The organism is Candidatus Eisenbacteria bacterium (assembly GCA_016930695.1).
Taxonomy (GTDB): Bacteria; Orphanbacterota; Orphanbacteria; order Orphanbacterales; family Orphanbacteraceae; genus JAFGGD01.
Map to the genome: position 1 here is coordinate 1 of JAFGGD010000006.1, position 12,393 is coordinate 12,393.

10 protein-coding genes are annotated in these 12,393 nt (G+C 65.9%); 4 read left to right on the plus strand and 6 right to left on the minus strand.

Going from position 1 to position 12,393, the window contains the following annotated elements; all coding sequences use genetic code 11:
• Positions 1-325: 325 nt before the first annotated feature.
• Together JW958_00385 and JW958_00390 are read left to right on the plus strand one after the other, a co-directional pair.
• Positions 326-2,065, plus strand: coding sequence for a long-chain fatty acid--CoA ligase (locus JW958_00385; GenBank protein MBN1824686.1), 1,740 nt, complete (start codon positions 326-328; stop codon positions 2,063-2,065).
• A gap of 115 nt (positions 2,066-2,180) precedes the next feature.
• Entirely contained in the window at positions 2,181-2,930 is a 750-nt protein-coding gene (locus tag JW958_00390; GenBank protein MBN1824687.1) for an HAD-IIA family hydrolase, read from the plus strand.
• Here JW958_00390 and JW958_00395 read toward each other — a convergent pair.
• Positions 2,897-3,754: an energy transducer TonB gene (locus JW958_00395; protein ID MBN1824688.1), complete on the minus strand. Its 858-nt coding sequence runs from the start codon at positions 3,752-3,754 to the stop codon at positions 2,897-2,899. The genes JW958_00390 and JW958_00395 overlap by 34 nt on opposite strands.
• 239 nt (positions 3,755-3,993) lie before the next feature.
• On the opposite strand from JW958_00395, the gene JW958_00400 reads away from it, so the two are divergent.
• Positions 3,994-6,795 (plus strand): leucine--tRNA ligase, encoded by a 2,802-nt coding sequence (locus JW958_00400; protein ID MBN1824689.1) that lies wholly within the window; start codon positions 3,994-3,996, stop codon positions 6,793-6,795.
• Positions 6,796-6,911: 116 nt separating this feature from the next.
• On the opposite strand, the gene JW958_00405 is transcribed toward JW958_00400, so the two are convergent.
• Both JW958_00405 and rpmG read right to left on the minus strand, forming a co-directional pair.
• Entirely contained in the window at positions 6,912-7,334 is a 423-nt protein-coding gene (locus JW958_00405; GenBank protein ID MBN1824690.1) for an HIT family protein, read from the minus strand.
• Between the two features lie 43 nt (positions 7,335-7,377).
• Positions 7,378-7,563, minus strand: coding sequence for a 50S ribosomal protein L33 (gene rpmG / locus JW958_00410; protein MBN1824691.1), 186 nt, complete (start codon positions 7,561-7,563; stop codon positions 7,378-7,380).
• Positions 7,564-7,885: 322 nt separating this feature from the next.
• Between rpmG and JW958_00415 the strand changes: the two genes are divergently transcribed.
• On the plus strand, positions 7,886-8,959 hold the full coding sequence (locus JW958_00415) for a hypothetical protein (protein ID MBN1824692.1): 1,074 nt from the start codon (positions 7,886-7,888) through the stop codon (positions 8,957-8,959).
• A 74-nt stretch (positions 8,960-9,033) separates the two neighbouring features.
• Here the strand turns inward: JW958_00415 and JW958_00420 are convergent, their stop codons facing one another.
• The 3 genes from JW958_00420 to JW958_00430 form a co-directional block, all read right to left on the minus strand.
• Entirely contained in the window at positions 9,034-10,080 is a 1,047-nt protein-coding gene (locus tag JW958_00420) for a DUF3078 domain-containing protein (protein MBN1824693.1), read from the minus strand.
• A gap of 26 nt (positions 10,081-10,106) precedes the next feature.
• A complete protein-coding gene (locus JW958_00425) occupies positions 10,107-10,919 on the minus strand; it encodes a mechanosensitive ion channel (protein ID MBN1824694.1) in 813 nt (270 codons plus the stop codon).
• A 361-nt stretch (positions 10,920-11,280) separates the two neighbouring features.
• The gene (locus JW958_00430) at positions 11,281-12,300 is read right to left on the minus strand and encodes an SUMF1/EgtB/PvdO family nonheme iron enzyme (GenBank protein ID MBN1824695.1); all 1,020 of its coding nucleotides are present in this window, start codon (positions 12,298-12,300) and stop codon (positions 11,281-11,283) included.
• Between the last annotated feature and the right edge of the window lie 93 nt (positions 12,301-12,393).

Sequence of the window (12,393 nt, forward strand, 5' to 3'; positions counted from 1 at the left end):
CCTCTCGGAGTCCGGGGCGTGCCGCCCCCTGGGTGGGTTCGTGATCGCCACGGAGTTCCCACAAGGGTGCGACCTCGCGCGGCTGTTTCTCACGCACCTCGAGAGGTGGGGGCCCCCGTCCCGCCCCTTCTCCTCGAAGGATCACACCGCCCGTCCGAAGAGGAGGCGGAGGGGATGGCGGGGAGGGTGAGGGTGCCTTTCCTTCCTCCACCGGTATCCCTTCGGGGCACGGTGGGAATTTTCCCCTTCGCCGCTTTCCCCCTCGTCGAGCCCGGAAAAAGATACAATCCGGAAAGGAGCAGGGCGACATTCCCCCGGAGAAGAGATGGCCCGGCGCGATGAGGAGCATCCGCATTCCGGCCGCGGCGTGATCCCCCTCGCCGCGATGGCGGATCTGTGCGCCCGAGAGTACGGCGCCCGCCCGGCGATGCGCGTCCGCTCCCCCTCCGGCGCCGGATACGATACGATCTCCCATGAGGCGTTCGCGGAGACGGTGCGCGCCCTCTCCCGGCGGCTCGCCGCGCGCGGGCTTCCGCGGGGCGGGCGCGTGGCGGTGCTCGGTGAGAACCGGCCGGAGTGGGTCGCCGCATACCTCGCGACGATCGCCGCGGGGGGCGTGATCGTGCCGGTGGACCGTTCCATGCAGAGGAGCGCCGTCCGCCACATCCTCGCGGAATCCGAGGCGCGCATTCTCTTCGTCTCCGGCCGCCACCGGTCCGTTCTCGACGAGATGGAGCCGGTCCGCTCGCTGGTGGAGATCGTCGACATGGACGACGGACCCGGCGCCGAGGCATGGTCCGAGCTGGTCCGGGAGGGGATGGATTCGGGCGCGCCGCCGTTGCCGCCGACGGATCCGAACGATCCGGCGATTATCCTTTATACATCAGGCACAACGGGGCACGGCAAGGGGGTGGTGCTCAGCCAGAACAACATCGCCTCCAACGTCGCCGCCGCGGCGCGCGTCCTCGATCTGGGCGCCGCCGACGTTTTCCTCTCCGTGCTCCCCATCCACCATGCATACGAGATGATGGCGGGAATACTCCTGCCGCTCTACTGCGGAAGCTCGATCACCTTCGCCCGCAGCATGAAAAGCGCCGACCTGGTCGCCGATATGCGCGATACCGGCGTCACCGTGCTGGTCGGCGTTCCTCTCCTTTTCGAGAAGCTGCGGGACGGCGTCCGTCGCGGCGTCGCCCGCCGGGGCCGGGCGGCGCGCGCCTATTTTCGTCTGAACGCCGGGTTGTCGGCGGCGGGGGAGCGTCTCGGCCGCGACTGGGGCGCCCCTCTCTTCCGCCCTTTCCGGCGCGCCGCCGGTTTCGAGGGGACCCGCTACTTCGTAAGCGGCGGCGCCCCCCTCGACCCCACGGTCTCTCTCTTCTTCGACCGCATCGGGATCCGACTGCTTCAGGGGTACGGTCTCACCGAGGCGAGCCCGCTCACCCACGTGAACCGCCCCGACCGGAAGGGGCGCGGCACGGTGGGACCGCCCATCGACGGCGTGGAGTGCCGGATCCTCGACATGGACGAAGAGGGCGTCGGCGAGATATGCGTCCGCGGCCCGAACGTTTTCCTCGGCTATCACGGCGATCCGGAGGGGACGGCGGCGGTGCTCGGCGCGGACGGGTGGCTCCGCACCGGCGACATGGGGCGGATCGACGCGGAACACCGATTGACCATCACCGGCCGGCGCAAGAACGTGATCGTCACCCCCGGCGGAAAGAACGTCTATCCCGAGGAGGTGGAGATGCACCTGAATCGGAGCCCCTTGATCGCCGAGTCGCTGGTGATCGGCGTGAGGCGCGATGCCGGTTACGGCGAGGACCCGGCGGCGCTGATCCACCCGGATTACGAGAAGATCGACCTCCATTTCGAGGAAGCGGGACGCCGGGCGGACGACCGGGACGTGGCCGCCCTGCTCCGTGCGGAGATCGAGCGCCGCCAACGCGGCCTCGAGACCTTCAAACGGGTGCGGCGTTTTCGAGTCGTGGAGGAGGAGTTCGCCAAGACCACTACCCGCAAGATCAAGCGCTACCTCTACGACGGCGAGACCTTCCATACGATGTAGCACGACGGCCGGCCCGGCGGTGACGGGAGCGACCGCGGCGATTGCGGCGGCGTCGCAGGGCTGCTAGAATCCGACGTACCGTCGGGCCCCCCGCCCGCGGCGGGAGGTTCGGAGCGTGAGCAAGGCGGTCCTCTGCGACATCGACGGCGTCATTCTGCAGGACAACAACCTGATCGAAGGGGCGGACCGCTTCGTTCGCGGATTGCTCGAGAAGGAAACCCCGCTCGTTTTCCTCACGAACTATCCTTCCCAGACGCCCGAGGATCTACGCAACCGTTTCGCTTCCTCCGGGATCCACGTGCCGGCTTCCTGCTTCTACACCTCCGCCATGGCGACCGCCGCCTTTCTGGAGAAGCAGGAGGGACGTAAGGCGTACGTCATCGGCGAGGGAGCGCTCACCCATGAACTGTACGGCATCGGCTTCACCATCACCGACATCGACCCCGACTATGTCGTCGTCGGCGAGACGCGCGCCTTCAACTGGGACATGATCCGGAAGGCGGCGTGGTTTATCATGCAGGGGGCTCGATTCATCGCCACCAACCCGGACGTAGCGGGGCCGAAGGGACATCCGGCCTGCGGGGCGCTCTGCGCGCCCATCGAGAGGATCACGGGCAGGAAGCCCTTCTACATCGGCAAGCCGAGCGCCTGGATGCTCCGCGCCGCCCTGAACAGCGTGGACGCCCACTCCGAGAACAGCGTTATCATCGGCGACAACATGCGCACCGACATCCTCGCCGGCGTGCAGGCGGGCATCGAGACGATCCTGGTGCTGACCGGCGTGGGGCGACAGACCGATCTGGACGAGTTCCCCTTCCGCCCGAGCCGTGTCTACGGCAGCGTCGCCGAAATCGCCGAGATCTGAAGGATCTGGCCGGCCCTCTCGTCGATGTCCGCCTCGCCCTTTCCCTTCGCGTCGTTGATGCAAAACTTGAAGGGGATGAGCACCCGGGACCGGACGAAAAGGGTGCCGGCGCGGGCGGGATGGAATGCGGCCAGTTGCAGCGCAGCGAGGACCGACTGCTCGAAAATCTCCGAGGGGGTTTGGGCGATCTCCGCGTGCACTATTTCCCCGCACCGATCGATGAACACCTCGGCGACGACCGTCCCCTCGATTCCCGCCGCCTGCGCCAACGAGGGATAGGTGGGCAGATAGAGCCGCCGAACCAGGGGTGGGTGACTGTACGTAGCGGCGCTCTCCGGCTCGGATTCGCACCCCCCGTCGCACGGACAGGCCACCCCCGCCCAGCGCAGGGAATCCGCCGCGCTCGTATCGCAGGAGACGGCCGCGCCGCCGATCGACTCTCCATCCCGCCGCGAAGAGAACCGCCACCCCGGGCAGGCCATTCCGTACCCCATGCCGGCGGGGATGCGGAAAAAGACGGAGTCCTCGCCGACGTAGAGCGACTCGAGGGCGCAGGCGTTTTCGGGAAAGGGGTGGGGCGGGATCAGATCCTGATAAAGACGGACCAAGGAATCCGGCTCGGCGCCGGAGTCGTCCCGTTCGATGACGAAGGCGACGGTCTCGAGCGCGGGGTTCTGGTTTTCCCCGACGAACACAGAGCAGTAGATGCGCTCCGGCAGGGGCGCGCTGTTTTCCTGGGGGCCGTTCGTGTCGTCGGCGCATCGGAGAGCGGCGGCGGCGGGGACAAAGAAGGCGAGCACGGCAATGAATCGGCGAATTCGCACGACGCACCCCCTTTCGCGAAGTACATGAAATCAATATAAATGAGCCGAAGGATTGTGGTCAACATGGAAAAGAATGTTGCGTGAAGGTGTTGGGGGCGAACCGTTGCGAAAGGCGGCGTGTTCAAAGGGCGCCCGGACGGCCTTCTCGCGTCCCGATGTTCGCGCGCCGGACCCTCCCGACCCCATCCGCCGCCCCCCTCTTTTCTCCCCTTTCCGGCCCGTGCTATACTCGCCGGATCATGAAATACGATTTTCGATCCATCGAGAAAAAGTGGCAGGCGTACTGGGAAGAGCGGGGCGTTTTCCGCACTCTCGGTCCGGGCGACCCCGGCTTCGACGGTTCGAAGCCGAAGTTCTACGTGCTGGATATGTTCCCCTACCCGTCCGGCGCGGGGTTGCACGTCGGCCATCCACTCGGCTACATCGGCACGGACATCGTCGCCCGGCACAAGAGGATGACCGGCCACAACGTGTTGCACCCCATGGGGTTCGACGCCTTCGGTCTCCCGGCGGAGCAGTACGCCATCGAGCACGGCGTCCACCCGCGGATCACCACCGAGAGAAACATCGCCAATATGAGGCGGCAGCTCCGCGATCTGGGTCTTTCCTATGACTGGGACCGTGAGCTGGCGACCATCCAGGAGGGCTACTACCGCTGGACGCAGTGGATCTTCCTTCGCCTTTTCGACAGCTGGTTTGATCCGGCGCGGAACAAGGCGCGGCCGATCGCCGAGCTGGAGGACGCCCTCGACAAGGGGGCGCTTCGTGTCGGGCCGGAGAACGAGACGATTCCCCCCGGCGCCGAGGGGTTCGACGGGGCGCGCCCCTGGTCCGATCTGGACGAAGCGGAGAGGCGCGCCTCCCTGGACGCGCACCGCCTCGCTTACATCGCCGAGGTCCCGGTCAACTGGTGCCCCGACTTGGGGACGGTGCTCGCCAACGAGGAGGTGACCGCCGACGGCCGGAGCGAGCGGGGGAACTTCCCGGTCTACAAGCGTCCCCTGAGGCAGTGGATGCTCCGCATCACCGCCTACGCCGAACGTCTTCTCGATGGGCTCGGCGACGTGGAGTGGCCCGAATCGATCAAGATGATGCAGAGGAACTGGATCGGCCGGAGCGAGGGAGCGATGGTCGAGTTCCCCGTCGAGGGGACGGAGGCGTCGATCCCCGTTTTCACCACCCGGCCGGACACGCTCTTCGGCGCCACTTACATGGTGCTCGCGCCGGAGCACGAGCTGGTCGACCGGATCACCGCCGGCGATCAAAAGGACGCGGTGGATGTTTATCGCCGCGAGGCGGCTTCCAAGAGCGACGTGGATCGCCAGGTGGAGGCGAAGACCAAGTCGGGCGTGCCGACCGGCGCCTTCGCCGTCAATCCGACGACGGGCGAAAGGATCCCGATCTGGATCGCCGACTACGTGCTGATGGGATACGGCACCGGCGCGATCATGGCCGTGCCCGCCCACGACCAGCGCGACTTCGAGTTCGCCAAGCAGTTCGGCCTGCCGATCCGCCCGGTGGTGACGCCCTCGCCGGAGTGGCTCGACGGGCGCGGGGTGACCCTGGACGCCTACCTTCGCGCCCCGGAGGCGCTCGACGACGTCTTCGCCGGTGAAGGGGCGTCGATCCATTCGGCGAATGACGAGGTTTCCCTGAACGGTCTCGACACGCCGGAGGCGAAGGGGAAGATCACGGATTGGCTGGAACGCCGCGGGATCGGCCGCGCCGAGGTGCAGTACAAACTCCGCGACTGGCTCTTCAGCCGGCAGCGCTACTGGGGGGAACCCTTCCCGGTGTTGCACGGTCCGGACGGTCGCGTGCGGGCGGTGGACGACGAGGATCTCCCCGTGGTTCTCCCGGAGATGGAGGACTTCCGGCCGCCCACCGGCGACGACCCGGGCGTTCCCCCGCGCCCCTCTCTCTCCCGCGCCCCGGAAGAGTGGCGACTCGTCGAGATCGACGGCGAAACGTGGGAGCGGGAGCTGAACACCATGCCCCAGTGGGCCGGCTCCTGCTGGTACTACCTTCGCTTCATCGACCCGAAGAACGACGCGCGCCCCGTCGATCCGGAGAAGGAGCGTTATTGGATGGCGCCCGGCGGAGTCGATCTCTATCTCGGCGGCGTGGAGCACGCCGTGCTCCATCTGCTCTACGCCCGTTTCTGGCACAAGCTGCTCTACGACCTCGGCCATGTCTCCACCGACGAACCCTTCGGCCGCCTCTTCAACCAGGGCTACATCATGGCTTACGCCTACCAGGACGAGCGCGGCATATACGTGAACGCCGAGGAGGTGAAGGAGCGGGGCGGCGCGTGGACCTACGAGGGCCGTCCGGCCACCCGTAGCTACGGCAAGATGGGAAAGTCGCTCAAGAACGCGGTGACGCCGGACGAGATGGTCGAGGAATTCGGCTGCGACAGCCTGCGCCTCTACGAGATGTACATGGGGCCGCTCGAGGTCTCCAAGCCGTGGAGCACCCAGGAGGTGGTGGGCGTGCACCGTTTCCTGCAGCGGGTTTGGCGGAACTTCGTGGACGACCGGAGCGGCGGGCTTCTGGTGAGCGACGACGAGCCGGACGAGAAGACCCTCCGCCTGCTGCACAAGACGATTCACCGCGTCTCCCACGACATGGAGGGACTGCGCTTCAACACCGCCATCGCCGCGCTGATCGAGCTGAACAACGCGATGGTGCCGCGGGAAACGATCCCCCGCGTGGTGGCGGATCCCTTCCTGCGGATGCTCTCGCCCCTGGCGCCCCACATCTGCGAAGAGCTTTGGGAGATGCTCGGCCGCGAAGAATCGATCTCACGGGCCTCCTGGCCCGCCTGCGACGAGAGCTATCTCGTCGAGGACGAGATCGAGATCGCCGTGCAGGTGATGGGAAAGCTGCGCGGGCAGATCCGCGTGTCGCCGGACGCCGACGAGGAGACGGTCCGCGCGCTGGCGCTCGCCGAAGAGAGGGTCGCCCGTCACGTCGAGGGGAAAACGATCCGCAAGGTGATCTATGTGAAGGGGCGCCTGATCAACATCGTGGCGAACTGATCGAGCGCGGTTGAGGAGCGGGAAAAGCGATGCGGCGGGCCCGGCGCCCGCCGTTTTTATGTATAAAAAAAACAGGCCGGACGGCCCGTTCTCGGCGCGCAGGCTGTCGGCCGGGGCTATCTCCCTTCCAAGCGCTTCGCGATCCGCTTCGCGAGGTCCGCCCCCTTCCCGTGGTCCAGCTTCCCCTTCGGCCAACCGATACCGAGACCCTTTTCCGCCGACGGCTTGGGGATGATGTGGAAGTGCACGTGCGGCACTTCCTGGTGCGCTTCCGCGAGGTTGTTCTGCAGCACGTTGTAAGCGGAAACGCCGGTCTCGGCCATTACGGCGCGCGCGATCCGCGGAAGGACGCGGCCGATCGCGGCGGCCGATTCGTCGGAGAGGCGATCCAAGGTTTCCGCCGGCTCCTTGGGGATGACCAGAGTGTGCCCTTCGCCGAGCGGAAAGATGTCGAGGAAGGCGAGCACGAGATCGTCCTCGTACACTTTGTGACAGGGGATCTCACCGCTCAGGATCTTGGTGAAGATCGTCTCCGCCATCGCCGCCCTCCCGCCCCGCCGCAGGGCGGGGCGCCTCGCAGGATTATCGGATCTCTTTGTGGACCGTGTGCCGCTGCAAGAAGGGGTTGTACTTCTTCAGCTCCAAACGGCTGGGCGTCTTCTGCTTGTTCTTGAATGTGGTGTAGCGAGACGGGGGCTTCCCCTCCTTGCGCGCCTCGGTACACTCCAGGGTGATCATGATGCGCACCCCTTTGCTCTTCTTCGCCATTCGATATTCCTCCATGCGGGTCCCGCGGGACCGAAGCGCCCGGCGATGGGCGCGGACATTCCCATGCGAAGTCCCGACCCCGGAGCCGGGACGATCACAGACCATACAGTATACACGATCGCCCCGGCGGCGCAAATGGGAAGGTGTGGGCCGATCGGGGACGCGCGCCGGGCCCACAACCCCCTAAAAACAAAGGCGTTGGCGTTGTCTGGCGTTCGCCGGGCGGGGAGGCGTGGAAGGGGAAGAATCCGCGGCCCGCTTTTTCCTGGCCTCGGTGCTCGCCGCTCTCTTAGGCTGGGGGCGAGACGGGAAGGAGGTGGACATGCACCGTTTCATGCGAGACGCCGCGTGCTTTCTCGGTGTCGGATTGCTGGTCGCCTGTTTTGCGGGGGGCGCGGCGGCGGACACGGCGGTGGACGAGGAGTATGAGAAACTCCTGAAGGAGAATCCGGAGGAGCACGCGCGCATCGAGGAGATCAACGACGCCTTGGGCGCCGACGAAGAATTGGAGGAGGGGTTCCTCGCCCTGCAGGACTCTCTGGCCGCCGACTCGGCGCTCGCCGCGGAAGAGGAGCGTTTCCTGGGCGCGATCGAAGAGGACCCGGAGATGGAGGCGCTTCTCGGCGATGTTGAGGAAGCGGCCGCGGCCGACCCTGCCGCCGCCGTCGAACTCGCCGCCTACGACAGTCTTCTCGCGGCGGAACCGGAACTGGCGGAGAGAATCGAAGAGGCGGAAGCCGCCGCCGCCGAGGACACCGCGTTTCTGGCGAAGTACGGCGGGGCGCTCTCCAAGCTGGAGGAGGACGCGGAGGCAGAGGAGGCGTTCTACGCCGGCGAGGAGGAGCCCTCCTACGACGGCGACGATCCCGAGCTGGTCGCCCTCGTCGTCTATATGCGCGCCCACCCGCCGGTCTACCGCGCGCACTGGCGGCTGCATCGCTGGCTCCGCCTCAACCCGCAACCGGCGTACCGCTATCGGGCGCACCGCCTCTGGCTCGCGCCCCGGCCGCGCCTTCGCTACGCGCTTCGTCGCTACAACTTTTACGCGGCGCGTCGGCCATCGATTCATCGTCTCGTCTGGAGACACCGCATTCTCTGGGCGCGCCGTCCGGCGCTCGCGCGCCGTTACTGGGGATACCGGACGGTTCTCGCCGCGCGTCCCGCTCTCCGGCCGGCGTTCCGGCGCCACGTGGTCTGGACGGCGAAAAGGAGGCCGCTCGCCCGGGCGATCGTGAAGCACCGGAAGTGGGTCCGGACCCGTCGCCCGCCGCCCGCGAAGGCGAAGATCCACCCCGCGCCGAAACCGGTGAAAGGGAAGGTCAAGGCGCCGCCTCCGCGGACCAAGCCGAAGCCGCCGCCGCGGGCAAAGCCGAAGCCTCCCCCCAAGAGGCGCTGACATCGCCGCGCCGAAAGAAGGACCCCCGTCGCGGCCCGCGCGGCGGGGGTCTTCATCGAACAGCGGCGCTTCCTTTATAGAAAGCGGTAAGTGATGCCGATCGAGAGGGTCTGCTTGAACTGCCCCCCCTTGCGGATCGCGGCGCTCACTTCGTCGGGATTCTTCAGGTCGCCGTTCTCGTCCAGCACCGGCGGCACCGAGTTGTCGTATTTGTCATATATCCAGCGGGTGTACAGATTGACGGACAGGTAAGAGGTGATCTGGGTCGTGAAGATGTTCTCCCAGTCCACGTCGAGGGTGGTGGTGTAGTTCGCCACGTCCGTGGGCAACCCCGCCGCCTCGATCTCGGCCGCCGTCAGGTCGTCCTCGAAGGTCGGCTTGTCGGAATAGAAAACGGGCTGATAGAGGGAGAGCTTGGACGTCCAGGAGACCTTCTCCTCCAGGATCTTCGTCTTCCAGTCCGTCACCCATTCGAAGCCGCCGTCGTGGGTGGTCTCGCTCTCGGTGGCGTCGTCCGGCGCCGGATTCACGTAAAAATCGTGGAGATTCTGGCGGAAGGTGAAGCCGACGCGCGTGAGCAGCTCGCGCTCTTCCTCGGCGATGATCTTTTTCGCCAAGCCGGCCGACTCCTTGAACTTCAAGGGATTCAAGAGGAGGCTGCGTCCTTCCGGGTCCGAGGCGTCGTGGAACTGGCTCTCGAAACGGCCGGAAACGTAGGGATCGACCACCCAGCCCATGGTGAACCGGAACACCGTCTCGTAATCGATCAGGTCCGTCGACTTCTCCGGCTCCTCCCAGACTCGTTCCCCCGCGTCGTCGCGAGCCTGTTGGTGGGTCTGCCCGTAGGCGAGTTTGAGTTGGTTGGTCCAGTTGGTCCTTTCGTTCAGCTGCGATTCCAGGCCCGCGTTGGTGATGAAGCTCCAGACGATGGAGCCCTTGTCCCCTCCGTTCCAGTTGTCGCTGTAGGCGCTCTGTGTGAGGTTGACGCCCGATTCGAGCGTGGGATACCAGCGGCCGACTTCCAGTTTCTTCTCCTCCGCGCCGGCGCCGCCCGCCGTCGCGAGAAGGAGCGCCGCCACCGGGAGGATCCCGGCGCCGCGCGCGATCATCCGAGAGAACATGAATCCGTCCTCCTTCCCGGCTCCGGTCAGCTCCGGCCGCCGATCATGTGGATCGTCCGCTGCGGGAAGGGAATCTCCACGCCGCCGGCGTCCAGCTCTTCCTTGATTTTACGGGTCAGGTCGAACTTGACGTCCCAATAGTCCGCCTTGTTCACCCAGGCTCGGGCGACCAGATTGACGCTTGAGTCGGCCAGTTCCGAGACCGCCGTCATGGGCGCGGGGTCGGCGAGCACGCGGGAATCCCCCTTCAGCACGCCGAGCACGATCTCTTTCCCTTTCGCGATGGACGAGCCGTAGCCGATGCCGATCGACCAGTCCACGCGGCGCGTGTCGTAGGCGGAGTAGTTCTGAATCGTGTCGCCGTACACCTTGCTGTTGGGGACGAGGATCTTCACGTTGTCCGGCGTGGCGAGGGTGGTGGCGAAGAGCCCGATCTCCTTCACCGAACCGGAGACGCCCGCGGCGCTGATGTAGTCGTCGACCCGGAAGGGCCGGAAGACGAGGATCATCACGCCGGAGGCGAAGTTGGAGAGAGATCCCTGCAGGGCGAAACCGATGGCGAAACCGGCGGCGCCCAGAATGGCGACGAAGGACGTGGTCTGGATGCCGAATTCGGCGAGCGCCGCGACGATCGCGAAGACCAGAATCAGGTAGTAGACGATGTTGCCGACGAATTTCACGAGGCCGGGATCACCGTTCCCTTTTCGCATGACCTTCCGGACGGCGCCCCGGATGATGCCGGCGGCGATCCGCCCCAGGATCAATATGCCGATGGCGCCGAGGATGTCGACGCCCCAGGTGGTGATCATATCCACCGCTTTCCGGATAAACTCTTCCATGATATTCCTCCTCTTCCGCCCACCGGCCGGATGGGGTCGGGCGGCCGGCGCGTTTCGAACATTTCACGGGCGCGCGCGGCCCCCCTCAGCCGCCGGCGCCTGTTAAAGTTACTGCGCCAGAAAGCGTTCTGCACCGAAAAAGGGGAAGGAGAGATTTTCGGTGATCATCGCGCCGAGCATCTTCGGGTCGGGTAATGGATTGGGGGCGGATTTTCGGATAAGGCGCGGAGTGGATCGGGGATTGTCCGGGAAGGTCCCGGGATGCGCCGGGAGAATCGGGTCGGGATCAACCGTTCTCCCCGATTCCGGGCATGGCGCGCGGTGGTGCAGGAGGTCCGCGCCTTCGGTTGCGGGTAACGTTCTATTCGCTGCGGGCGATGCGGAATCCGAAGTTGTAGAACGAGTTCCACGGTTTGAACCAGTATCGACTCGCGGCCCGCATGCGGTCTTCGTAACTGAACCAGGAGCCGCTCCGCAAGACCCGTCCCGGACAGTGGGCCCCGTCGATTCGGCCGATCGGATCGATCACCGCCGAAGTCCCCGGGGAACAGGAGTGCCAGTCGTAGCACCACTCCCACACGTTCCCCGCCATGTCGTACAACCCGAGCGAGGAAGGAGCGGCGGGATAGCTCCCCACGGGCGATGTCTTCGGGGCGTCGCCACCGATGCACTGCATGTAGTTCGCCCGGCCGTAGTCCGGCGGATCGTCTCCCCACGGGTAGAGCCTTCCGTCGTCGAAGCGTGCCGCGTACTCCCACTCCGCGTCCGTCGGGAGGCGATACCCCGTTGCTTCGTAGGGGTCCTCGTCGCTGAAGGGCCAAAACCAGGAGGAGTGATCGTACGTCGGTTGGATTTCTTCTCGTATGCAGAGCCAATCGCAGTACGCCGCCGCGCCGTACCAGGTGACGTCGATCATCGGGTGATTCTCTTTCCCCTCGGCCACCGAGAAAACCCCCTCGTGGAAGGAGAGCTGACAGAATCGGTCGAATACCACAAGGGGAAGTGGAAGGTCGCCGACGATATTGTCGACGACCAGGCTGTCCTCCACGGCCACGTAGCTTTGGTCGTACGCCCACTGCAACATGTCCCGGTACTCCCCGTTGGTCACCTCGTATTTTCCCAGATAGAAGCCCCTCGTCAGGGTCACTTCGCGCTCGTCCTCGCCGCAGTACGCCTCCCCGTCCCCCATCGTGAACGAACCGGGCGGCACATAGGCCATATCCCCGATGTCGGGCCGACCGGTGGAATCGACCGGGTTATCCTCTCCGCACCCGGCGAGGAGGAGGAGGAGGAAACCGACGGAGAAGAGGAGGGAAAAGAAGAGGAGGCCGCCTCTCGGACGGGGGGCCGAGCCGATGATCGCTTCGCTTCGGGGGGGCAAGGTGTTTCTCCTCGTCGACGTTTGCGCGGACGGACCCTTCCGAGCGGAACGCGCCCGAGGCCGGGGACACGTTTCTTCATGTGTGTTTCCATT